This is a genomic window from Pseudoalteromonas sp. NH0006-46, from assembly GCF_057547735.1.
In genome coordinates this window covers 377,149-399,990 of record NZ_BAAJML010000002.1, presented here as the reverse complement: position 1 = coordinate 399,990, position 22,842 = coordinate 377,149, and the positions used below count along the sequence as shown (strand labels likewise).

The window sequence follows — 22,842 nt, the reverse complement described above, 5'->3', positions numbered from 1 at the left end:
ATTCCTTATCTTAAATTTTGACTCTGCGTTTGCCTGTTAACAGTTGCTGCATCAGTGCTTTTTTTTCTTTTTTTAAGTCAGTAAGTTGTTGTTGTAATAGCTCGGTTTCTTTATCGGCATTAGTAAGTACGGCAGCTATTTTTTCCTGCTCTTTAAGCGATGGTAGTAATATTGTTAAACTATTAACATCCTTTAAACTTAAATTTGGCTGAGCTGCCTTTGCTGTAAGCCCTTTAATAAGAGACGTAATTCGAGGGGAGTTTAGATAATAATTAATGTACCTGTGCTCAGAAAGTCTTCCGCCAAGCCTGACAATCGCCAAAGCCTGATTAGTGTTGGCAGGAAGAATTGAGTCTTCAACTATAGCTGTGCGACCTAGTGCACCTGCGATAGAAAATAAAATGTCATCCTTTTCTAATTGAGAGCGTTTAAAGGATTCATGGCAGTCATTATCTATATATGCAAACTTAGATTTATTAAATGCTCCTGTTGAAGAGATCGATTCTACCTTTATAAAATTAATCCCATGCTGTTGAAAACTGAACCCATTTGTCGATGGAGTTGTCCCTTTAGTAATCTTTGTCGACAAGTCCCCAAGCTTAACCTCTTCCCATTCACCCTCAAACGGTTTACCTGAATCATCAAGTAGGCGCTTTCGTTGGGTATGAGCGCCTGTGAGCAGTTGTTGCATTAGGGCTTTTTTCTGATGTTTGCTGTTGTCGATTAGCTGCTCAGTAGTGCTAATCGCTTTATCCCAAGTGGATAGAATTTTGGCGATTTTGCGTTGTTCTGGGAGTGGTGCCAAAGGGAACTCAATTGAGTAGAAATCTTTATGATTTAAGTCTGGTATTGTGCTGGCACCAGCTTTAGTCAAAATCAGATGTTGAACTCGCTTTGAACGAAGGTAATTGATCAAAAACTTCTTTTCTATCTGCTTTTTATTGAAATCCATTAAAAAGAAATTATTGTGAAATACACCTTCAACATCAGTAACTACAATTCCTGTGTTACCTGTTCGAGTCATCAAAACATCATCTTTAGAACAAATAACACGAGGGCTAGTAGGTTCTACGTATTCACGCTCTTGGTCCTGCTTATTTATCGATTGAATTGTTATGTACTCTTTTGAATGAGCTGTTGGAGTTTTAAGACGCTTAGAAATAGCAATTTGTAGTCCCTGTCTAACAGTCATGACATCGGAAAATCGAACTCGTTTCCAATCTTCAGGTATTTCACCTAAGTGAGATGGCAAATATTCTTTAAGCACCATAACCTAACTCCTTCAAGTAGCTTTCCATTTCCGCTTCAAGGGTGTGCAGCTCATTTTTAAGTTGTACTCGCTCAGTGCGAACTGCCACTAAATCGATTTCAGCTTCTTCTTCAAAGGTATCAACATAACGCGGAATGTTTAGGTTAAAATCGTTTTTGGAAATTTCATCAAAACTGGCTAGGTAGGCGTATTTATCTACGTTTTCACGTGCCTTGTAGGTGTCGATAACCTTTTGAATGTTTTCATCAGTTAATTGGTTTTGGTTTTTGCCTGATTTGAACTCACGGCTGGCATCAATAAACAACACGTTGTTGTCTGTTTTGTGCTTTTTAAATATCAAAATGGCGGCTGGAATGCCTGTACCAAAGAACAGCTTTTCTGGCAGGCCAATAACGGTGTCTAACAGGTTTTCTTCAATCAGTTGTTGACGAATTTTGCCTTCGCTTGATGCTCTAAATAACACACCATGCGGCACAACCACACCCATTCTTCCGCTCTCAGGCTTAAGCGTTTCAATCATATGACTAATGAACGCATAGTCGCCTTTGGTTTTTGGCGGTACACCACGGCGGAAACGCCCATATGGGTCGTTACTGGCATCATCATGGCCCCACTTATCTAATGAAAATGGCGGATTTGCCGTTACTACATCAAAGTGCAGTAAACCGTTACCGTCTTTCTCTTTTAGTAGTGGGTTGCGAATGGTGTCGCCCCATTCAATACGGTGGTTATCTTCACCGTGGAGGAACATGTTCATTTTGGCTAGCGCCCAAGTTGAACCAATCGCTTCTTGTCCAAATAATGCGTATTTTTTTGAACCAGAGTTTTTACGTACCATAGCACCACATTTTAATAGCAGCGAGCCACTGCCTGTGCACGGGTCGCATATTTGGTCGCCTTCAACAGGTTCTAAAACATTAGCTAAAAGGGTTGAGACCTCCGGCGGGGTATAGTATTCGCCAGCGGTCGCGCCACTGCCTGCGGCAAAGTGTTTAATAAGGTATTCATAGGCATTACCAATGATATCTAAACTACCCACACGCTCTGTGCTTAGATTTAAAATGTCTTTACCAAAGTCTTCTAACAAGTGGCGCAGTAAATCGTTTTTTTGTTTTTCTTGGCCTAAGCGGTCAGTGTTAAAGCTGATGTCTTGGAATACGTTTTTAAGCTTACTGCCGTTGGCTTCTTCTAGTGCGTGTAAGGCTTTATCGATACGCTCGCCATTGCCTGCTTCATAGCGCTTTTCGTATAAGTCCCAAAAGCTTGAGCCTTCAGGTAATACAAAACGCTGCTTAGACATCATAGCGTGGATTAAGTCGGGGTTATCGCCATACTGAGTAATTAGCTTGTTGTATTCGTCTTTGTATACATCAGAGATGTATTTTAAAAACAGCATAGTGAGGATGAAGTCTTTATAGGTATCGGCACTGATCACACCGCGAAAGGTGTCGCAGGCGTTCCACACCGCTTTGTTAATATCGTCCTGATTGATTTGGTTGGTTGTGGTCATATTTTTTAAGTCCTTGTTATTAATTTGTTCAATCTGATTGTATTAGTCAATGCTTTCAAGTGCATGAATGGCAATGGCTTTAAGCCGTATATTGCAATGTGTTATTGACCTGGCGCTATAGAAAAGTTGATTAAATCAACCAAGCTGTTTTTATTTTTTAAATGTAATTGGTGCTCACCACCAGTTAATTTTGCCTCATTAGTGCAATCAACATTCCACTGTCGGAGTAAATACTCTGCTAATGCTGCTCTAACTTCTAGTGTGAGTACACCATCAATCATGCCATAATCCATTTCAATTGCTCTGCTATGAATGAGCTTTGGGTGTGGTACTAATTGCAATTCACATAAGGTATTCCATGCGGTGTCTGTATCAGCTAATTCATTATTTTTTGGTGCTTCTGTAATTAATTCGACGCGCTCAAATCGTGTGCAGACAAAGTCTCTAAACTCACCGCTTTTTCGATCGTAAGCGCGCACATGCCATCGGTGCCCATTATTAACAATGGCATGAGGTACTAGCTCTCGTTGAGTTGTGCCACTGGTTAGCGACTCATACTGGCACTTAATTGCAGAGTGTGTATAAATTGCTCTTACGATAGCCGAAACAACGTTCGGCTTAGGGTGAACTAATCGAATTGCATCAAAACATACCTCAGAGCGTTCTTGTGGCAACGAGAAGCCTTCACCAAAGCCTTTTGCTAATGTATTAAGCACAAATTCAGGGTTATGTTTAAAAACGGCTCTGAAGCCCTCTGAGCGAATATAGCGCTTATTCTCGTGCATAAGCACAGCATTGCCTGGTGCTAATTCTTTATATAGCGCTAAGTCGCGCGTACACGACGCTAAACCAGTTTTAAATTTTTGGATAAGGTCGGCTCTTGCTATTTGACCAAAAAACTCAAGGCTAAAGTCAATAAAAGCAAGGCGCTCGCGTTGTGAATGAGTCAAATTTTTTAGCTTCATACTCTAATAAAACCAAGTTTTAATCACAGTACATTAGCCGAAATAGAAAAAAGGAGCAATCAATATGATGAAATCATTTTGATTGCTTTGTTTGTACCCTTCTTAAAAAAACGACGGATAGCTTACAGTTAATCAAAATATTCAAATGTGAATTAGGCTTATAATCTGGAAGCATATATGAATATCGAGTGTGAGCCAAAAGCCAAGAGCGAAACTTAAGTTATAACTCGTCAATGGACAGAAATAATTTAGCATTTTTGATCTAGAACGTTACCTTTAAGTTAGAAAAAGTGAGCTTCGCCTCCTCCCTAAATCAGCCCATACCTCTAGAATAATATTACCATAGCGACGTTTTTCAAGGAGGATTACAGATTTAACTAGATTATTTCTGTGTAGAAAACCATATCAGGAATAATCGCCTTTAACTTTTCATAGAAGTCTTTTCTCAAAATTAAATCACAACCTTCTAATTTTGAGATATTGGAATCTAAACCAACAAAGGAAGGCCCTTTTCCGATTAAACTTTCTCTCCAGTAACGATATATCAAAACGGCTTCACCATTTTCATTTATGGCTCTGAGTCCGTTATCATGATTATCTACACTCAAGCCTAATATACTCAGCAGTTCACCATTCATCCAAATAACTTGTGCTGCTTCTAAGCTATTTTCATTAAAACAGAATCCTTGGATTACCGGAGTACCATAACAGTATTCATCTTTCCAAATGTCTTGAGTACAAGGAAAGCTTTTCAAGGGGTTCATTTTAATTTTCATTGGCAGGCAACCTTCACATACCACTGCGCGATTGCCTCTGGTGTTGCTGCCATAATCTCTATCTTCAAACTGACGCTCAAATCTAGCAATGACAACAAAATCGTTTAATTCATCAGGAGCACTAAATCCAGTTGGTTTATCAAGCGGCTTTACTAAGTTAGGTCTATTAACAAGAGAGTTAGATGTTGCAATCATTGTTCTAACATCTATTTTTCCATCGCCTTCAAAAATGACTGATTCTCTATATTGTTGATATAAAAATTCATTTACATGCTTAAAAACTAAATCATAGATATAAGTGTTCGGAGAAAGCATCGCGTTGGATCTATTAATAAAGTGCTCAAATTCATCTTCATTAAAGTTCCGTATTATTACGTTTATTACGTAGTCCACCTCAACCCCTAATGAACTTAAATAATTGATAAATTATGAGTTATTTATTGCATTTATGATGTTGCTATTCATTACTTAACTCACTAAAAATACTCTCAACTTCATTGTGTATGTACAAGTTTTGCGCCCCTATAAGTTTTTTTATCGATGGCTTTATCTCTAGTAATAATGACTTAAGCTGTTTTATTTCAATCGATATAAGCTCAAGGATTGAGGCAATTGTTGAGTGATGAAACATATGAAAGTTATCGAAAAGCCAGCTAAGGGGTTTGATTAAAAGGTTGGTGTGATTTTTAATTAAGTAATTTAACGCACAAATAATCTCTCGTTGAACTGATGAATCTAAATTGTTTGCTTTACTAAGGAGCAACGTAATTGCTCTTTCATCATCATTCATCTCAGATATTTCAATGTAATCTAAATTTTCCCATTCAAATTCACTCTCGTCTTGTAGTGGCATAGTTAATTTGGTCAGTCATTAAGAAAGAAATGTTATGCTAATAAGCATACAAATTTGGGTGAAAAAATGACAAAATTAAAACGCGCAACGTACTCTGCTGCAATCAAATTAGAAACAGCTCAGCTTGTAGTTGACCAAGGCTACACACAAGAAGATGCAGCTAAGGCTATGGGTGTTGGTAAATCAACTGTAAGTAAGTGGGTAACTCAATTAAAGCAAGAGCGGAATGGCCAGGCTCCCACAGCCTCACCAATGACACCCGAACAAATTGAAATTCGTGAACTTAAAAAGCAAATTCAACGCATTGAATTAGAAAAGGATATATTAAAAAAGGCTACCGCTCTCTTGATGACCGACTCCCTGAACAATTCTCGTTAATTGAGAAGCTAAATCAACGAGAGCGTTACCCAATTAGCGTGCTGTGTAACGTGTTCAATGTGCATCGCAGCAGCTATAAATATTGGGCTGTACGGGATACAACGCCGACGCCAGAGCAAGTAAGGCTAGAGGCTGAAGTTAAAGCAATACATGCAATGAGCGGCGGTTCAGCTGGGGCACGGACAATCGCGGCAATCGCAACGAATAACGATTTTGAATTAAGCCGTTATCGCGCCGCTAAGCTGATGGTTAAACTAAAACTAGAGAGCTGCCAAGTACCACAACATCAGTATAAACGGGGTGGTAATGAGCATCTTGAAATCCCAAATTTGTTAGACAGGCAGTTTGATGTTGTTGAGCCGAATACAGTGTGGTGCGGTGATGTGACGTATATTTGGACAGGCAATCGCTGGGCTTATTTAGCGGTCGTTGTTGATTTATTTGCACGTAAAGTCGTTGGTTGGGCCATGTCGTTGTCGCCAGATACTAACTTAAGGCTAAAAGCGCTTGAACTCGCGTATGAAAGCAGAGGTAAGCCAAGTGGATTAATGTTTCACTCAGACCAAGGAAGCCACTATACAAGCTTGAAGTACCGCCAACGTTTATGGCGCTATAAAATTACACAAAGTATGAGCAGACGCGGAAATTGTTGGGATAATGCGCCGATGGAGCGATTTTTTAGAAGCTTTAAATCGGAGTGGATGCCAAAGATTGGATATGAGAACTTTAAAGAAGCTAAATATAGTGTGAGTGATTATATTAACGGATATTACAATAATGTTAGACCACATCATTATAATGCAGGTTTAGCACCAAATGAATCTGAGGTTAGATACCAAGATTCTAAAACTGTGGCCAAAATTAGTTGACCACTACACTTTTTGGGGGGCAGAGCAGGGCGACGGCTAATAGGTGGTATTTGCTCATTTACTCCTCATTCACTTCTCTTTGTGCAAAAAGACCTTGAAGTGATTTTATTCACCACAGAGGGTACAGAGCACGCAGAAAAAATGATTAAAGACATGTTTTATTTGCCTTGTCTTCTCTGTGGTAAGAAATGTTTTGTAGATACCATCTCTCTTTATGCCGCGCAAAATAAGTTTAAGTTCACGGGCTGCGAGAGCTGGGCAGAGGCTAAAGGTGAACCTGCTACTACGATAGGCTTTTAAGCCGTCATGCCATGATTGTTAGCATTGCTATGGTGTTATATGTCATATAGTGAAGTCTAATTTTCATCTTCACATTTGAAACGTCAAATGACTAGATTCATAACGCCCATCCATAGTTTAGTAGTGCTAAATATGAGGCTTCAGAGGTTGCGATTTAGTATAAATTCAGTTTATGGTTTTCTATGGTTGGCAGGACATTAAAATAGATACAATACGACTAAGTCAACTTGGTCTTAATTCTCTAATTAATGTCCTTTTACAACTTTAAAAATCTATAACTGCGGCTATAACAGATATTTCAACTAATAATTCTGGGCGAGCCATTTTAGCTTGTACACATGCCCTTGCTGGTGCTTTTCCTTGTGGCACCCATTTATCCCAAACATCATTCATTTCTTCAAATAAGGCCATATTTTTTATGTAAATAGTAGCACTTAATAAATGATATTTATCACTCCCTGCGTCTTCAAGTAAGTCTTCTACTTTTTCAAGCATTGAAATTGTTTGATTTGTAATCCCTTCATTGGCATCTTTACATACCTGCCCACATAAATAAACTGTACCGTTGTGTGCGACACTGGCACTCATCCTTTGGGTTATTTGTTTGCGATTAATTGACATAGGGTTACCTCATAAAGTTATTTAAATTACTCTTTCGAGCAAGTTCAATTTTTGGGTTAATTTCCTCTTACCAGAGTTTAGTTTTAGCTATAAAAAAGTATTTATTCACATAAACTGAGTGATTCTACTTTTAGATTATTAGTATATTTTTCAATCCAATCATGGAGTAAATATCCTGGGATAGGTTTACTAAAATAATAGCCTTGTCCAATAGGACAGCCTAGATCTATCAATTTATTCAAAACAACCGAGCTTTCAATTCCTTCAGCTGTAACTTGAACATTTAACTTTTTAGCTAAATCTAAAAGCGATTCAACAATTGAAAAATGCTTTTTATTTGTGTCGATATCATTAACGAATGCTTTATCTATTTTTATCTCACTAAATGGAAAACTATCTAAACGAGAAAAGTTAGAATGGCACATACCAAAGTCATCCAAGGAAATTAAAATTCCATAATCTATGAATTCGTTAAGAACTTTATTAGCCTGATACTGATCAATAATTGTCTGTGACTCTGTTAATTCGAATAAAAGCTTTATATCCATAGAGTCTGAGCGTGCTTTAATGACATTCTCTGAAAAAGCCTTTGACACTAAATCAGTAGCACTTATATTTATCGATAGTGAGTATTTTTTTAAATAAGGGTGCATTTTCCAATGAGTAATCGCTTTATTTAAAACAAGCATAGATAGTTGAGTATTTAGGCCAACCTTTTCAGCTAAAGGTACAAATTCCTCAGGGTGTATAACTTTATTTTTAGTTGAACGCACTCTAGCTAATGCCTCAAAACCAATAATATTCCCAGAAGATAAGTCAATTTTGGGCTGATAATGTAAAAACAAATTTTCCTCATTTAATAGCTCTAAGATATATTTCTGTTTATAAGCTAATGCTGTTAAAGTTGTAGTCTCCTCCTTTGATGCTTTTTTTAAAAAGTCCTTAAACAAGTTTTTACAGTTTAAAGGGGACTGATAAACACCGACGCAATTAAGCTGGAAACCAGAAATGATTGACTTAACTAATTGAAAAGTCCTAAAGTCGGTTACATTAGTGACTGCTAGAGGGATTTTTTTAAATTTACTTATTGCTAAATAATTAATTAACTCTAACCCGTCTCCCTCGCGCAAGTTCAAATCACAAATTATCAAATTAGTGTCTTTGATATTGGAAGCGCTTAGTTGAATAATTGCCTGACCTACGCTTCCAGCTTCTTTGAAATTAAATTTCCGGTCAGGAAAGAGAAACACTAATTGTTTTTTTATTCTTTCCTCAATCTCTTTTTGAGCTATTACTAATAAAATATTCATTTTTTTCACTCCCACTTTATTCCGCAAACTTTAAATTAATTGCAGCTAAGACAATCTATGGTCTAAAGCTGCAATTAAAGAGTTAAATTAAAAGCTGTTTATTATCAAAGCGTTAAATTCATTCTTAATCCAGCTACTAACGCGTTATTTTCCTCAGAGTTAAAAGGGAGGCCACGCAAATACTGAAGGCTCGGAGTTAAAGTTAGGTTTGGTCCAACCGTGGTTTTTAAAAATATTTCTGTAGTAGTTTGATGTTCTAATTGACGCTTAAATAACTCTTTATTTGGCTCCCCAAAACCTATTGCGAAGCCAAATGTTGAGTTTTGAGAATTATTAAGAAAATACCCCGTACCTAAGGTTATATTTCTAGAGAGCAAGCTTGCATCACCTTCACTAATACCGGCTCTAATAAAAGGCAAAAAGTTTTGAACCTGATAAGCCAATGAAAAATTATAACCAGAGCTATCTTGTTGACTTAGCCTGCTACCTCCGTCTAACTCCCAATATAAAAGGTGTATATTTTTTGTGTAAAATTCATCTACACTTTGTACCCAACCTAATTCAATTGATTTAAAAAACTCTCCACGCATGAGGTTGTCAAATGGCCTGCTAGACAAAGCATTCGCGTCTGTAACACTTGCCAACGCATAGTAATTATTATCAAATATATGCTTAATAGATAACCCTAAAGTTCCTTCATCTGGCATGGTCAATGTCCCAGAACCCGTACTAAAGATAAAGTTATTAAATCCAGCCCAAGGATTACCTAAAATGTAGGTGTCTAAGTAATTAGTTGTATCTAAAAAGCCAATATTAATTTCAGTTTTTTCAGTTAAATTGTTATGCCAATACAAATTGGTCAATCTAAATCCGATATCACTGAATTGAGGCTCAATTAAACCAACTGCTCCCACATTATTTATGACAAAATCTTTCGGAGTAACAGTAGTATAAGTGTCTCTGTACTCGACTTTAAACTTTATGATGTCCGTATTTTCAAGTGCATAGTTACCATACAATCGGAAAATACCTGAAGATGAGAATTTACTTTGCTCGGGTATTGTATTTGTTGCTGAGGTCGAATATGAGTAATAATCGGCATCTATATTTTGAAAACCATTACTATTTGTTGCTTTGGCTAAAACTCCAACAGAAAAAAAAGTTAAAAACATAACCTTAATCAGAAATTTAAAATCAATAGTTGAATTAAACATAATAATCTCTCTTATAAATTTGGGTAATTTGGTAATAAATTGAACAAACTAAGGAGCATTACCAGTACAATTAAAATGCTATAAAACAAGGTGAACTTAGGGGATAGGGAATGACCTATGGTTTCAAACGTTGAATCTTTAGCGTTCCCGACTATTTTTTTCCTACTCTTGATTGCCATTAATGCAGGATAAAAGCCACCCCAAATGGCGCCAGCTAATCCAGCAAAGCCAATACCAATTAAAAAGCCATAGGGAAAAAATATTGAGAGAACTAGAGGAGGTAAAATAACCAGAAGTTTAGGATAGATTCCTTGTAGATTATAATGAGTAACACAGAGATCTTTTAAGTAGTCCAGCAGCCCCTTTGCTACACCAATAAAAGAAGTGACAATAGCAACCTGAATAAAAAAATACATCAATGCCTGTACTTTGTTATTTTCACTTAGTGTAGAGACAATATTCTCTAACTTACTCTCTCCAGAAGAGAGCGACGTAATCATATAGCTTTGTGATTGCGCCCCCATTATGACAAAAAGCCACACTAAATAGAGTACAGAGACTATTGTGATTCCCAATAAAATACTTTTGTAAACTCTCACTGCATCATTGTTATAAAGCTCCCTTAACATTGGGATCGTTTGCTGAAAACCCATTGCAGCCATAAAATAAGGGAGTGCTATGAAGATATATGGGAATAAACTGGTGGACTCAGGCCTCGAAGATGCAAAAGCGGGAGTAAACGCATTTTTGATATCGAAATTTAAAGCTAAAACATACGATATATACAAAAACGACAATAACATCAAAGCAATAAAGACTGTTAAAAACCGACTAATGATTAAAGGCGGTAAGTAAAAAATAACTCCAAACAAAATTGCAAAACATATAGCTGCTAAGGAATGGTTTAAATCAATACTTAACACTTTATTAAAGTAAAATTGTATAGCTTCAGAGCCAACAGTTAGATAAGCGTATAAAAGAATAAAACCATTAAAAAGCATCATGCAATCGTTTAAAAAAGCATGCTTTGGGCCAAGTAAGTCATGTACCATCATGTGGATTCCAGTTCCTGCCGGATACTTCATGTTTACTTCTAGTAACAAAGCTCCTGCTAAAACAATATAGAGTGCAGTTAAAAATATGACTGCAACACTCAGCGTAAACCACATTCCAGTACTTATTATTGGTAGGCTAGTCATTCCGACACCAACAGCTGTACTAAAAACAACGGTGGCACCATAAACAATAGAAACTTTCTTTAGTTCATTCATAAATCCCCCTAATTATTATAAATAATAGCCATTCAGTTAAAGCAGAATGGCTATTAGAGTGGTTGGGTTGTGTTAGGTCATTGGCTCAAAACGAGCTAAAAAATGGCGAAGGATCTTCGGTTCATAAGTAAAACGACACCCTGGGATGTTCTCTTTTACTTTTAGGAGGCTGATTACACTTTTTGCGACATAGTCCATATGTTCATTTGTGTATGTTCGTCTAGGGATAGCTAAACGCAATAACTCTGTTGGAGATGGCTTTTGTTCTCCAGTATCTGGATCTCTGCCCAAAAGAAGTGAGCCAATTTCAGCCGAACGAATACCTGCTTCAAGGTATAAGGCTATAGCTAAAGCATGCCCTGGGAATTCTTCTGCTGGAATATGAGGTAACATAGCTTTTGCATCAATAAAAACAGCGTGGCCACCACTTGGATTTTGAACGGGTATACCTGCTTTACTAAGCTGCTGATTTAATTTGTCGACTTGCTCAATTCGTGCGGTTAAATATTCGAGGTTTATAGCTTCAAACAGGCCGACTGCCAACGCATCCATATCTCGCCCTGCTAACCCTCCATACGTAGCAAAGCCTTCCATTGGAATGCATAAAGCTTGTACATCACGATAAATAGCTTCATCGTACTTAAAGCAGCAAAGTCCACCGATGTTTACCATGGCATCTTTTTTTGCAGACATAGTAAACATATCCGCATACTGAAACATTTTTAAAACAATATCTTCAATACTTACATTTTCAAAAAGGGGCTCTCGCTCACGAATAAAATAGGCATTTTCTGCAAACCTGGCAGCATCCATTACAACAGGTATATTAAATTCTTGTGCTATGCCATAAACAGCTTTCATATTTCCAAGTGAAACAGGCTGCCCCCCCATGCTATTGCATGTAATGGTTATAATAATAGCGGCAATATTTTCTGAACCATACTTGCTTATTGTTTCGCGCAACTTTGATAGGTTGAAATTTCCTTTCCAATCAAAGTGTTTACTTAAATCATAAGCCTCATCAACCACGACGTTTACCGCTTTTGCACTATTTAACTCAACGTGAGCGGCAGTTGTGTCAAAATGATAATTTGAGATGAAAACAGGTTTACTACCCCCTTTATCTTTTTTCATTTTGTCTATTAAAACTGGAAAAAGAATTTGTTCTGCCCCTCGGCCTTGATGGGTAGGTATGACATATTTGTAATTGAAAACTTTATTTACAGCAGACTCTAATCGATAAAAACTTTGGCTACCAGCGTACGACTCATCGCCACTCATGATTGCAGACCATTGAGCTTGACTCATAGCACCGGTACCAGAGTCTGTTAATAAATCGATAAAAACATCCTCACTTTTTAACAAGAATGGGTTATAGCCAACGCTTTTTAATGCGGCTAAACGCTGTTCTGAAGATAATAACTTGATCGGCTCAACGGCCTTGATTTTATAAGGTTGAGGTAGATTTTTCATAATAAAACTCTTAATCAAAATAATTGAATATTTAATCTAAAAGTCACACGCATACTGCTAAAGCAGAAACGAAAAACGGAATGACTTTAATTCGAAAGAAAGGGGATTCTTAGACTAAATAGAGTTTTTTGGATGGATTTTTAATTTGAGGATCGGCTGTAAACCAGTTGAAGTGTGCAACCGCCGATATGATTAAAGGGAAAGCATAAATAAATTTAAAAAAAGACATTTTGTTCCCCCTTTTTGTTTGGTTGTTAAAAACTATGATGATTAACTTATACAATTAAATGCAATAATAGTCAAAATTTTAGATGGAAATGTTAATAACTTTTTTGTATATATCTATATTCATAATGCAAATAAAGCTCTAAATTTGCATTATGCCTAACTCCAAGCTTGAGAAAATTCATCATCTTTGAAAGCTTCTGCAAGACCTGTAATTTGCTGCATTCTAAGTACTTCATCTGCATCCATGCCTAACTCTTTTTGTATCTTCTCATTACTCCAATTTGAATTTTTAAGCTCTATTACGAGCTTTGCGGTGAGCTCTACCTGGTGTTTTCCTCTAGCAATATTATGTCTAACCGATGTTGCTACATTCTCTAAGGTTGATTTATTTAATATAACACATGGTATGTAGTCAAAGCCTATGCTCTTTAAAATAGCAAAGCGATGAGCGCCATCAACAATTGTATAAATACCTTTATCTTTAGTTTTATTAACAATAATAGGTATAGTCAGGCCGTCTTTCTCAATTGAATGGCGTAAAAGCTCAAACTCTACAGGCGCAACTAAGTTAGGGTTATAGTGATTTTCCTTAATATTATTGACATGTAAAAGCTGTAATTGGGTTACAGGGTATGGACTTTTAATCCAATTAGATAATAGCGAAACAATATGATTATAAAACTCAACTTTTTTATCGCTATGGGGCTCTTTAAAGGAAGCAAAGTCCTTTAAGCTTCTAATTATTTCGTTATATGGAAGTGATTTATTTACTTCAAATTGGTTTTGCATGCTAACTCCTTCTAAGGTAATTTTCATAAAGGGTTTTATAGTGCTCAGTCAAAGACTTTGTCTGCCCAAATGAAAGACCACGACACCAATAGTCATTTTTTATTAAAACCTTGCAAATGCGCCTCCAGCTTGGCACTTTTTTACTGTTTTCTAGTTTTACATTTGTATAGTCTGGGATCTTTTTTATTCCAAATCTTTTACGATTATGCCGCCACCACATTAAAAATTTGAATATTCGTTCCCTATAGTGATTTGCTAATGGCGGGGGCATTGTATTTAGCAAATACTTACTGTACTGCCTAAAAGTATAGCCAGGAGGTAAATCAAAACGATAATAGCCAAGAATATGGCCTTGTGTTTTACTATAGCGAGCACCAAAGTTACATCCCTCAACTCGCTCTACTAGTTTTTGCCATGTGTGAGGTTCAAGTATTTGATACAACCACAAGCCTTTTTTTTGATCATCTCCAAAAGGTTGGCATAGCCTTTGTTGGGATAAACTGACCCCCGCTTTTTGCATAAGATCATATGCTCTATTGTAATCCCATTGTTTTTTACCATTAGCAATCCAAACATCTCTCGTTTTCCAGTCATAAATTGGATAAAAAGAATACACTTTGTCTTCGAGTTTAGTGCTCCATTGTATTTCTAAAAACTTAGCTTTATGTTTATTTTTTATAGTTCTGTATCTATTAAGTGATTCGTCTGCACGAATTCCAATCAATATACCAACAGGGGATTCTTTTTGTTTTTGGTACCATTTTGCAAATTCAATTACAAACTCCTCAAACTCCATTCCAATTTTAAAAAATGGGAAATAGTTAATATCTGATATGACTCCATGTTGTTTAGGCATTTCTCTTACCCATTTTGAGGTACAGTCTTTATCCCAACAACGCCACTTTGGCTGGAACTGGGAAGCAGCGTTTCTCAAGCTTATTGGTAAACAAATCCAGTAAGGGTTAACCTTGCCTGTTTTAACCATTCTTGTAATGAAATCAATAGTGTTTTGGTACTGAGCTTCAAAATCTACAATCAAAACATCAACAGGTAAACGATTTAACTCTTCAGCTTTTTGAATGGTTAAATTTAATAAGGCCCCAGAATCTTTTCCTCCTGAAAAAGACACGTAAAAATGTTTAAAATGGCTAAAAATGTAGTCAAGGCGCTCACATGCAGCAGAATACACATCTATTTCTAAATAGTGTTTCATTACTTTCCCTACTATGGATAAGTTAAATATAGTAATAAAAATACAAGCTTACTTAAAAATAGGTACGGTAAGCTTTTGAGTTTAAGTAAGTGTTCATATAATAAAAACTCATCCTTTAATAAAGTTGGTATAGCTTGGTGTTAATAATGCCTTCGTAAAAACGACCCCTTCATGGATAAAAGTTAATTGTGAATGCATATTTTTAAAGTCGTCTAATGTGTTATTTATCACTACGATAGTCATGTTTTTAGCTAGCATATTTTTTAAAAGATTAAGTAAGTCTTTTTTTGTCTTTGAGTTAACTTTTAGGAAAGGTTTGTCTAATATTAGTACTTTTGGGTTTTGTAAAATGATCCTCGCAAATCTGACTCGTTGAATTTGGCTCAATGAAAGGTCATGGATATAACATTTTGCGTAATGGCTCATTCCAACTTTAGAAATTACTTCGTTTACAAGATTTTTTATATGTTTTTTACTTTTATAGAGCAATTCAGAGCAACTAAAGCTGGCAAATTTAACAAGATTAAAAACAGTAACAGGATAGTGCTCATTTTCTTCATCAAACTTAGGTAAAAATAAAATATCATTACGGTCCACGCCTAAATAAACGACTTCCCCCTCGTCTGGTTTTTCTTCGCCGCGTAATAGTTTTAACAAATTATTTAATGTTGATTGTTCAAAGCTAATTATAATTGCTAGCTGGCCTTTCAATATATTTAGATTAATATTATTAATTGATCCATTAGTGTTTTTTTTGAAAGATACGTTCCTTAGGCTTATACAATAATCAGTACTCATTACTATTCCCCCCTAAAAAAGCTAATAGTGAAAAACTTTATTAACAACGTACACCTATGAGAAAGATTAAAATTATCTCTCTCTTTCTAGTTATTGCACCCATACAGTTTTCAGTCAGTAAAGTACCCCATTAAAATATTAAATGGCTATCATCAAATTTAATTAATATGTTCATTTTTTGTGTATATTCAACGATGATAAAAACGAATCTAAACGTCAGAAACTACAACCTTGCTAAACAGGTAACTTTCCAATAAAGAATTAAAACCCAAAATATCAGGTAGTTAATTTTTTTTGTATATTTAAAAACTTCAACTTGATTAACAGTTAGTTACCCTTTTTTGTTAATCATCCTTTCTTGTGTCAAATAATTAAAAGTGGTAGTTATCTAATTAACTCAAATGTGGATTTGAGCATTTTTTGTAATGAAATTTTGAAAAAAATAAGGTAAATGATGCTAATCAATAATTTACTAGATAAATTTAAAGCCAAAAAAGGGTTTACTACAGATAAGCAAATAGCCTATGACCTATCAATTTCATGTCAAAAGCTATCTGCTGTAAGACAGGGGTCTCGTTTTCTCACTGAAAAACAATTATTTTATTTATCCCAAGCAACTAACTGTAACTATGAATTGGTTATACTTGATTTACTCATTCATAAAAGTAAATTTGATAGGACTGAAGTTGTGCTACAAATACTCTTTAATGAGCGATTATCCCATTATTCCTACAACTTATTCGAAGACTACGGAAGTGCCTAATTCTGTATTTTTTCAGCCTTACTGTTGTCAAGGGTTGGTATGGATAATCAAATTCAGAATTTAAGTAATCAACCTGAGTTCTGGATAAGAAGTAGAAATACCGAAGGAGCTAATTACTCGTTCTAAGATCCGATCGTTCGACCAAGTTAAAGATAAGACCAAAAGGAACGAGCATGAATAAACTAGTAGAAACCTATTGTAATGTCGATGATTTATGTACTTTGTTTTTTGAAAAGTGGCTAAAACGGTAAATGACTAATTGAAAAATATATCTTACTTTGGGCACTCCAGACACCGCAGCATTCATAGTTTTATGCTTAATCTGTTAAGTGGTTTAATCGCTTACTGTTTGAAAAAGGACAAGCCTTCCCTGGATTTAACAACTCAAGAATTTGAGCTGTTAAATGATAATAATTAGATGCTGGATTAACCAGATCTCAGGTTAATCATGATTTTATAGTTGAAACGGCGCTTTTAAAGCTCGTTCAAGTGGGTGGCTATACTATAAGCTTAGAGCACTAAGCAGAAACCCGCTATTAAAACAAGAGCTTTAGGGCTATAGAAGTTTGCAAAAGAAATTGAGAAAAAAAATAGCCTAAATTATAAAAGCTAACGGAAAAAACTAAACGATGCCATTCGCGGGTATTTGCAATTCATCCACAAGGGTTTGCTTAGATTTATACTCTAGCTCGCTTCTCTTAATTTTTAGCTTTTGTAATAAAGCTCTATGAGTCACCTCGAAATCATTAAAAATTGTAGACCAACTTTTAACGTATACTCGAATTCTTTCATCCGCCCCGGAAACAAGGCCCGCGCCGCCCTTACCAGCAAGGTCTTTCAACCGCCTTGTAATTTGAGTATCATTCTGGGAGATTTTAGTTCCAACAAGAACAACATCAAATCTCATTCTCTCATCATTAAAGGCAGGATGTGTAGTGGTCAACTAATTTCGGTCACCTAATTAGAGTATTTGCGGTAACTCACCTTGGGGCAAAGGCGAGTTATGTTTATAACTCGTCAATGGACAAAAACGTGTTAGAGTATTTATTCGGTAACTCCCTAATCAGCCGACGCGTCAGCGGTCGGCTGCATTTTCTTGTTAGCTTTATAGTGCAATATTCTAGTGTTTACGCCTAAATATTCATAAGCCGCAGCAGCCTTCATTACCAAATCTTCGTCTCTACACAGAAAAAAATGACAAAATGAAGCAACACCTGCATGCGTCATATCACTAAAGGATGCCCGAAATCTTCTATCTTTTTTCATTTTTGAATCACGATAGTAACCGAGAAAATTTAACTGGTGATAGACTGCGTTGACTTTCTCTTGAATAGTTCTTTCTCTATCCGAATCTGCTTCAAAGCTATGAGGTTTTACTCCAAAAAATGTTTCTATACCAATTCCTGAGAATCCTTCAATGCTTGATAAAATCTGCCATATTTTTTCCACCACGTTTGGCGGTTTTACATTTTTTAATATAACTGGCCCAATTCCCGTTTTGGCCTCGAACTCTGAAACTGGGGACTCGCCTCTTTCATCAAGTTCCTCTGCTACTCTCGAAGATTGGCTGCTCATCAACGCAGGCAAATCTGCAATAAGCTTTTTGATACTTTCTATATCTATGGTTTCATCTAGCGCAATTTCGTCAATTCCTTCTAAAGCTTCCATCATGTACTTTTGTAAATCAACAGAACCTTGCTGAAAGATTTCTCCAAAAGACTTATCTGATTGTCCCCCGTAAAATTTCATGAGCATCTCAGACATGCCAAAATCGCCACTACAGCTTTCCGATTGATTTGCTAAAAAGCGCTTATAAGTATCACTTGCTAGAACTGAATGAATGTTTGCTTGCCCAGTTTGTTTAAAGCTTTGATCGAGAATTGGCTCTATATACTTTGCGTCGATCTCTTCTAGTATTTCAATAAAGCCACATTCATAGCCTTTTGACCTCTGAATTTCCTTTAGAGTCTCATCTGAATAGACTGGAGTGAGGTTATTGTTTTTAAGCAGCTCCCTAACTTGATGAGGATCGCCTTTAGTTATCAAGTCCAATACGTTGTGATCTAGATACGCTAAAATACGGTTATCTTCCATAACTACCCCTTAAAGCTAGCGCCCGCAGCTGCGGACGACTTGTAGCGACGAAGGAGCGGAAAGGCGTTCCGACAGCCTGCGCTTGTTAAGCATTTACTCGAACAGCTCTTTAAATTCATTGAGTTTTTCTTCTTCAATATCATCTTTATGGGCTTCTGCTATCTTGTCGCCAAAAGCCTTCACATCCGCATCCTTTGCAATCCAGTTAATTTGTTCATTAATAAGATATGCTTCGATAATTTTCATTGCCTGAGACTGACTAAAGGACTCAAACGAACTTAGCTCTGAGATGACAGAATGTGTACGCTGGAATGACCCAGAATCTTGCAAGTTTTCTATAGCAATATTCTTTTCTATCTCGGCCACATTCGTCGCTTCTGGATGGTTTTTTGATATGTACTGAGAAAGTCGCTTATAAACGAATAGATCACCGTTCTTTTTGTTCTTCCATTCTCGTCTCAAGAACTCATTTGCTTGGTCTTTATGAAGCTCACTGAAGTAGTCTCCATCATCAGTAACTATGTGTAGGTCATTATCGTCTGGGACTGCTTGCAACAAACTCAGCCAATTTACTGCATCCCCGTATGATCCTTTTTTTCCAGGAGGATTTCCAAGATCATAACGAAGAAGTGCAGAATCTGTTATTTCCTGTGTTCTTTTAATCTTTTCCCCAGATCCAAATATCTCATTAATTGCTTCGTCAGCTTCTAAATTCTGTGCTTCAATTTTTTCACTAACATCTTTGAGAATATCCTGCTTCAGCCTTTTGTATTCCTTGAGGTTCTGAATTAGATCATCTGCTTTATCGGAATACCTAACAATCTGTGGAACTTGCCCGTTCTGAGACTCTTTCTTGAATTCTGAAATTACTTGATTAATAACAGACTCCCTGTTTCGCCAAAACTCGTCTTCTACTTGCTCAGGCAGCCATAGAGTGAGGCGGTTATGTTCATGAAGAACAAGAGCCTTTTTTAATTCATCAATACTTTCGCTAGATAGATTAAAAAATGTGAAAAATATATTTGTATCGATAAATAGTTGCATTACTTCAGTAATTCCTTGTGATGCTTAACATTTTAGTATTTATGCGACACGCAGTTTGTGTTACATAATCGCTTGTTGGACTGAGCCGCTACCTGCTCGGTGCGACAGAGTTGGTGTTGTTTATGCTATGGGAATTTGCTTTTTATGGCCTAAGCGATATCAAGCCAACGTTACTGCCGTGTCTATCGTATCTAAGCTATCCCTGCGTTACTCAGTCACTATTATATTTCCATTACACCTAAGTTTGGCTAGATAAACAACTATATTTTTTGCACGCACAATTGCTGCCAGCCTGAGCAGTTAAGCAGGTTAACTCTTTGATTTTATGCAGCAAGCAAAGATGCTAACTCGTTCGCGCTATTTGATTTGTCGACACATATGCAATCACCAACCAATAAACCGTAACATACCCACCTTGTATGACTGACAAGACCAATGCGGTATCAATAACTTTGTTTCTGGTTTTGTCTGCACTAGTTTGCATTTGCGTGTTAATTGAACCTTTATTAACGCTAACTTTCGCTTACGACATGCATAAGCTAAAAAACGTAGTGGCGAATGCGTATAAACCTTTTTAGCAATGTGTCTACACTCGAGATTTACAGCAGATGTAGATATTGCTATAAGCCTGCTCAGTAAAATCTTCTAACTCATTTTGGGGCAGTATTTAAAATATGAGCGGTTTTCGCTCAAAGCCGCCCTTAGAGCATTTAAATTAACTCGTTTTGGGGCAGGAAACGAGTTACGACTGATAGCACTAAGCCGAACTTCGGCAAAGAGCGAGATATAGTCATTCACACCTAAGAACTACACTTTAAAGTGGTTTAGGGTATGTGCTTACTGGCTACGAATAATGACGATGAGGAGCGTATTATCGTGTCTTCATATAAATTAGTATGAAATACAAACCACAAATTATCTAGCATTGCATAAGATGAATAGAAGCCAAAAAGCCGACTTAATGTCGGCTTTTTGGCTGAGTAGTTTAAGGCTTAGCTTTCTACTTCTTCCCAATGGTTTTCGATTTCTTCTAGGCGAATTACTTTTGCAGCTTCCTCAGCTTCAGTATCCGACAGTAAATCAAGAAAATAACTTACGGGATTATTTTTCTCTTGGCTTTCCATATACAAAGCCCTTAAAGCCGCATCTGTGGTACGTGGAATTTTTGTTTGACCTTTCTCATAACGTGCAATTGTCTGTTCATCCACACCAAAACGTGTCGCAAGCATTTTTTGAGAAACATTCATTTCAATACGTAAAAATTTAAATTCCTCATACGCAAGAGGTCTGTTGCTGTCTACAACAGCCTGTGCTATTGCGCTATGAAGTCCGTTCATATCATCAATACATGTATATTCTTCACCATCGATTTCTTCAACGGTAACACCATTTTTTAGATACACGTTTGATAAACCGCTTTCAGTATAATGGTACATATCAACCTCTTAATCTATCCATACAGTTACTAAAACTGACATAGGACTGTCATGATGATTCTTAAGTGCAACAGTCAACTCAATAACTTTGCCCGCTGCTAAACCTTTCAAGTTAAATTTCCAATCTCCAGAGGCCTCAGGGTATGGACCCTCTCTGAACACCGAGTGTTTACTCTTAAGTAGAGTAATTATTTGTGCTGTAGTAACCCCTCGTTCATGCATGCGTTGTTTAACATGCTTGCTCCATCGAATCCTGTGGGTATAATTCTCTGCCAGATCATTCATTATTTTTCTGGCTGTTCCCTCTGTAAGAGGGAATTCTTTAACGCCTTGTGGATTATTTTCAACCATGAACCACCTATCAATCTGATACCTATCATTTTGATAGGGAGGCAACGTGTTGTCAACTATTACTTGAAAAAACTCTGAACGAACTTACTATCGCCGTCAGCAGAAGGGTGAGTTTCTTTCCTAACTCGTCTTGGGGCATAAACATGCCAGAACTGTTCGGCCTGACACGAGTTTGGATCAAAGCGCGTGAGCCCGAAACTCGCGCAAAATGCCAATGTGATGCGCGTAATGATTCAGATAGGGGGAATTCAAAGGCCCAAGAAGGGCCTTTGAATAATTTTAGTGAGCAGCAAGGGCTGCGTAGATTTTAGGATCTTGCTGAATCGTGGCGAGCACTTTAGCTGCTAATCCCGCAGGATTGCGGCGTTTACCTTCCCAACTTTTAACAGTGTCTACACTGACACCCATCGTGGCAGCAAATTCGGCCTGTGTCACTTTAAGCAAATCTTCACGGATTGACTTAACGTCGGCAACTTCATAACGAGTTACTCGAGCGGGCTTTTTGAGACCATGATGAATTTCTACCGCTTCTTCAAGGGAGGCTTGAAGTTCGTTAAATATACTCATTTGCTCTCTCCTTTAAGTGATTGAACGATTAGTTTTAATTTGGCCTTTTCTTCCGCAGTTAGGCTATCTTTAACTGCTTTTGGATAAGCGAGTACCAGGTAAATTTTATCGGCCAGAGCAAGGACATAGAGCACTCGTATACTGCCACTCTTCCCTTTGTTGCCTACAGCCATTCTAACCTTTCGTAGGCCACCTGTACCTTTGATAATATCGCCTTTATCCGGCTGAGCAATAAGCTCTGCTTGCAAATCCTTTAGTTCGTCATCTGTTGCAAGTTCCTTGATCTGTCTTGTAAAGATCGAGGTTTCGACAAACTCAATAGCATGGCTCACTAATTAAAATCCTTACGCCACCTTTATGGTGTACAGTGTACACTATAAGAATGTGGTAATCAACACAGGATCATTTGCCATTTTGTTGATACCACACACTCTGGCCCAGACTGCTTTAGTGAATCAGTCTGGGCCAGAGTGATTCACGGGCTCAGTTTTAGACTGAAACGTGCTAGATTATTTGCTCTAATTCGGATGGTTCAGATGAGAAAAATATAGGGCAAAAATTTAAGACTACCGTCACTAATGCGAACTAAACAGTCCTTTGTGCAATATCGGATATCATAGAATAAAAAATTCTACATGGCTAAATTCAACGTCATAAGGGCAGTAGCTACCACATTCAAGACATTAACCATTTATATGAAATAGTACATTAGGATTAGATTTTTAATCGATAAGCCAGCTTTAAACAGA

22 protein-coding genes and 1 pseudogene are annotated in these 22,842 nt (G+C 36.9%); 3 read left to right on the top strand and 20 right to left on the bottom strand.

The window, feature by feature from the left end; genetic code table 11:
• Positions 1 to 10: 10 nt before the first annotated feature.
• The 5 genes from AC27I2_RS06650 to AC27I2_RS06630 form a co-directional block, all read right to left on the bottom strand.
• Positions 11 to 1,270, bottom strand: coding sequence for a restriction endonuclease subunit S (locus tag AC27I2_RS06650; protein ID WP_487203809.1), 1,260 nt, complete (start codon positions 1,268 to 1,270; stop codon positions 11 to 13).
• The gene (locus AC27I2_RS06645; protein WP_487203808.1) at positions 1,260 to 2,780 is read right to left on the bottom strand and encodes a type I restriction-modification system subunit M; all 1,521 of its coding nucleotides are present in this window, start codon (positions 2,778 to 2,780) and stop codon (positions 1,260 to 1,262) included. The genes AC27I2_RS06650 and AC27I2_RS06645 overlap by 11 nt, the downstream gene beginning before the upstream one ends.
• Before the next feature lie 101 nt (positions 2,781 to 2,881).
• Positions 2,882 to 3,745: a WYL domain-containing protein gene (locus tag AC27I2_RS06640; protein WP_487203807.1), complete on the bottom strand. Its 864-nt coding sequence runs from the start codon at positions 3,743 to 3,745 to the stop codon at positions 2,882 to 2,884.
• Between the two features lie 377 nt (positions 3,746 to 4,122).
• On the bottom strand, positions 4,123 to 4,914 hold the full coding sequence (locus AC27I2_RS06635; protein WP_487203806.1) for a hypothetical protein: 792 nt from the start codon (positions 4,912 to 4,914) through the stop codon (positions 4,123 to 4,125).
• Between the two features lie 64 nt (positions 4,915 to 4,978).
• Positions 4,979 to 5,374: a hypothetical protein gene (locus tag AC27I2_RS06630; protein WP_487203805.1), complete on the bottom strand. Its 396-nt coding sequence runs from the start codon at positions 5,372 to 5,374 to the stop codon at positions 4,979 to 4,981.
• Positions 5,375 to 5,440: 66 nt separating this feature from the next.
• Here AC27I2_RS06630 and AC27I2_RS06625 point away from each other — a divergent pair.
• Positions 5,441 to 6,621, top strand: a protein-coding gene (locus AC27I2_RS06625; protein WP_487203804.1) for an IS3 family transposase whose coding sequence is annotated in 2 segments (ribosomal slippage) — positions 5,441 to 5,699 and positions 5,699 to 6,621 — 1,182 coding nt in all. Because the reading frame shifts where the segments join, the coding sequence is not laid out codon by codon here.
• A gap of 564 nt (positions 6,622 to 7,185) precedes the next feature.
• On the opposite strand, the gene AC27I2_RS06620 is transcribed toward AC27I2_RS06625, so the two are convergent.
• From AC27I2_RS06620 to AC27I2_RS06585, 8 genes are all read right to left on the bottom strand, one after another.
• The gene (locus AC27I2_RS06620) at positions 7,186 to 7,542 is read right to left on the bottom strand and encodes a RidA family protein (RefSeq protein ID WP_487203803.1); all 357 of its coding nucleotides are present in this window, start codon (positions 7,540 to 7,542) and stop codon (positions 7,186 to 7,188) included.
• A 101-nt stretch (positions 7,543 to 7,643) separates the two neighbouring features.
• Positions 7,644 to 8,852 carry an EAL domain-containing response regulator gene (locus AC27I2_RS06615; RefSeq protein ID WP_487203802.1) on the bottom strand — a complete coding sequence of 403 codons (1,209 nt, stop codon included), beginning with the start codon at positions 8,850 to 8,852 and terminating at the stop codon, positions 7,644 to 7,646.
• A 104-nt stretch (positions 8,853 to 8,956) separates the two neighbouring features.
• Positions 8,957 to 10,066: a carbohydrate porin gene (locus tag AC27I2_RS06610; RefSeq protein WP_487203801.1), complete on the bottom strand. Its 1,110-nt coding sequence runs from the start codon at positions 10,064 to 10,066 to the stop codon at positions 8,957 to 8,959.
• 11 nt (positions 10,067 to 10,077) lie between these two features.
• Positions 10,078 to 11,337 carry an aromatic amino acid transport family protein gene (locus AC27I2_RS06605; RefSeq protein ID WP_487203800.1) on the bottom strand — a complete coding sequence of 420 codons (1,260 nt, stop codon included), beginning with the start codon at positions 11,335 to 11,337 and terminating at the stop codon, positions 10,078 to 10,080.
• Between the two features lie 72 nt (positions 11,338 to 11,409).
• On the bottom strand, positions 11,410 to 12,810 hold the full coding sequence (locus AC27I2_RS06600) for a tryptophanase (RefSeq protein ID WP_487203799.1): 1,401 nt from the start codon (positions 12,808 to 12,810) through the stop codon (positions 11,410 to 11,412).
• A gap of 384 nt (positions 12,811 to 13,194) precedes the next feature.
• Positions 13,195 to 13,827 carry a ParB N-terminal domain-containing protein gene (locus AC27I2_RS06595; RefSeq protein ID WP_487203798.1) on the bottom strand — a complete coding sequence of 211 codons (633 nt, stop codon included), beginning with the start codon at positions 13,825 to 13,827 and terminating at the stop codon, positions 13,195 to 13,197.
• A 1-nt stretch (position 13,828) separates the two neighbouring features.
• The gene (locus AC27I2_RS06590) at positions 13,829 to 15,040 is read right to left on the bottom strand and encodes a DUF3440 domain-containing protein (RefSeq protein ID WP_487203797.1); all 1,212 of its coding nucleotides are present in this window, start codon (positions 15,038 to 15,040) and stop codon (positions 13,829 to 13,831) included.
• Positions 15,041 to 15,148: 108 nt separating this feature from the next.
• Positions 15,149 to 15,838: an ATP-binding cassette domain-containing protein gene (locus tag AC27I2_RS06585; protein WP_487203796.1), complete on the bottom strand. Its 690-nt coding sequence runs from the start codon at positions 15,836 to 15,838 to the stop codon at positions 15,149 to 15,151.
• Positions 15,839 to 16,292: 454 nt separating this feature from the next.
• Between AC27I2_RS06585 and AC27I2_RS06580 the strand changes: the two genes are divergently transcribed.
• Positions 16,293 to 16,601 carry a hypothetical protein gene (locus AC27I2_RS06580; RefSeq protein ID WP_487203795.1) on the top strand — a complete coding sequence of 103 codons (309 nt, stop codon included), beginning with the start codon at positions 16,293 to 16,295 and terminating at the stop codon, positions 16,599 to 16,601.
• A 259-nt stretch (positions 16,602 to 16,860) separates the two neighbouring features.
• A pseudogene (locus AC27I2_RS06575) lies at positions 16,861 to 17,019 on the top strand (IS982 family transposase); the annotation flags it as partial.
• Between the two features lie 204 nt (positions 17,020 to 17,223).
• On the opposite strand, the gene AC27I2_RS06570 reads toward AC27I2_RS06575, so the two are convergent.
• The 7 genes from AC27I2_RS06570 to AC27I2_RS06540 form a co-directional block, all read right to left on the bottom strand.
• Positions 17,224 to 17,508 carry a hypothetical protein gene (locus AC27I2_RS06570; protein ID WP_487203794.1) on the bottom strand — a complete coding sequence of 95 codons (285 nt, stop codon included), beginning with the start codon at positions 17,506 to 17,508 and terminating at the stop codon, positions 17,224 to 17,226.
• A gap of 152 nt (positions 17,509 to 17,660) precedes the next feature.
• Positions 17,661 to 18,695, bottom strand: a complete 1,035-nt coding sequence (locus AC27I2_RS06565) for a hypothetical protein (RefSeq protein WP_487203793.1) — start codon at positions 18,693 to 18,695, stop codon at positions 17,661 to 17,663.
• Positions 18,696 to 18,788: 93 nt separating this feature from the next.
• On the bottom strand, positions 18,789 to 19,739 hold the full coding sequence (locus AC27I2_RS06560; RefSeq protein ID WP_487203792.1) for a PIN domain-containing protein: 951 nt from the start codon (positions 19,737 to 19,739) through the stop codon (positions 18,789 to 18,791).
• Positions 19,740 to 20,731: 992 nt separating this feature from the next.
• Complete coding sequence (locus AC27I2_RS06555; protein WP_487203791.1) at positions 20,732 to 21,175, bottom strand: helix-turn-helix domain-containing protein; 444 nt, start codon at positions 21,173 to 21,175, stop codon at positions 20,732 to 20,734.
• Between the two features lie 9 nt (positions 21,176 to 21,184).
• Positions 21,185 to 21,526, bottom strand: a complete 342-nt coding sequence (locus tag AC27I2_RS06550; RefSeq protein ID WP_008109362.1) for a DUF4258 domain-containing protein — start codon at positions 21,524 to 21,526, stop codon at positions 21,185 to 21,187.
• A 279-nt stretch (positions 21,527 to 21,805) separates the two neighbouring features.
• Positions 21,806 to 22,093: a NadS family protein gene (gene nadS, locus AC27I2_RS06545; protein ID WP_011074394.1), complete on the bottom strand. Its 288-nt coding sequence runs from the start codon at positions 22,091 to 22,093 to the stop codon at positions 21,806 to 21,808.
• Entirely contained in the window at positions 22,090 to 22,425 is a 336-nt protein-coding gene (locus AC27I2_RS06540; RefSeq protein WP_375164308.1) for a type II toxin-antitoxin system RelE/ParE family toxin, read from the bottom strand. Before AC27I2_RS06540 ends, nadS begins: the two co-directional genes overlap by 4 nt.
• Between the last annotated feature and the right edge of the window lie 417 nt (positions 22,426 to 22,842).

Coding starts and splice junctions, on each gene's coding strand:
- AC27I2_RS06650 (WP_487203809.1), bottom strand. CDS start 1,270: ATGGTGCTTAAAGAATATTTGCCATCTCACTTAGGTGAAATACCTGAA.
- AC27I2_RS06645 (WP_487203808.1), bottom strand. CDS start 2,780: ATGACCACAACCAACCAAATCAATCAGGACGATATTAACAAAGCGGTG.
- AC27I2_RS06640 (WP_487203807.1), bottom strand. CDS start 3,745: ATGAAGCTAAAAAATTTGACTCATTCACAACGCGAGCGCCTTGCTTTT.
- AC27I2_RS06630 (WP_487203805.1), bottom strand. CDS start 5,374: ATGCCACTACAAGACGAGAGTGAATTTGAATGGGAAAATTTAGATTAC.
- AC27I2_RS06620 (WP_487203803.1), bottom strand. CDS start 7,542: ATGTCAATTAATCGCAAACAAATAACCCAAAGGATGAGTGCCAGTGTC.
- AC27I2_RS06615 (WP_487203802.1), bottom strand. CDS start 8,852: ATGAATATTTTATTAGTAATAGCTCAAAAAGAGATTGAGGAAAGAATA.
- AC27I2_RS06610 (WP_487203801.1), bottom strand. CDS start 10,066: ATGTTTAATTCAACTATTGATTTTAAATTTCTGATTAAGGTTATGTTT.
- AC27I2_RS06605 (WP_487203800.1), bottom strand. CDS start 11,337: ATGAATGAACTAAAGAAAGTTTCTATTGTTTATGGTGCCACCGTTGTT.
- AC27I2_RS06600 (WP_487203799.1), bottom strand. CDS start 12,810: ATGAAAAATCTACCTCAACCTTATAAAATCAAGGCCGTTGAGCCGATC.
- AC27I2_RS06595 (WP_487203798.1), bottom strand. CDS start 13,827: ATGCAAAACCAATTTGAAGTAAATAAATCACTTCCATATAACGAAATA.
- AC27I2_RS06590 (WP_487203797.1), bottom strand. CDS start 15,040: ATGAAACACTATTTAGAAATAGATGTGTATTCTGCTGCATGTGAGCGC.
- AC27I2_RS06585 (WP_487203796.1), bottom strand. CDS start 15,838: ATGAGTACTGATTATTGTATAAGCCTAAGGAACGTATCTTTCAAAAAA.
- AC27I2_RS06580 (WP_487203795.1), top strand. CDS start 16,293: ATGCTAATCAATAATTTACTAGATAAATTTAAAGCCAAAAAAGGGTTT.
- AC27I2_RS06570 (WP_487203794.1), bottom strand. CDS start 17,508: ATGAGATTTGATGTTGTTCTTGTTGGAACTAAAATCTCCCAGAATGAT.
- AC27I2_RS06565 (WP_487203793.1), bottom strand. CDS start 18,695: ATGGAAGATAACCGTATTTTAGCGTATCTAGATCACAACGTATTGGAC.
- AC27I2_RS06560 (WP_487203792.1), bottom strand. CDS start 19,739: ATGCAACTATTTATCGATACAAATATATTTTTCACATTTTTTAATCTA.
- AC27I2_RS06555 (WP_487203791.1), bottom strand. CDS start 21,175: ATGTACCATTATACTGAAAGCGGTTTATCAAACGTGTATCTAAAAAAT.
- AC27I2_RS06550 (WP_008109362.1), bottom strand. CDS start 21,526: ATGGTTGAAAATAATCCACAAGGCGTTAAAGAATTCCCTCTTACAGAG.
- nadS (WP_011074394.1), bottom strand. CDS start 22,093: ATGAGTATATTTAACGAACTTCAAGCCTCCCTTGAAGAAGCGGTAGAA.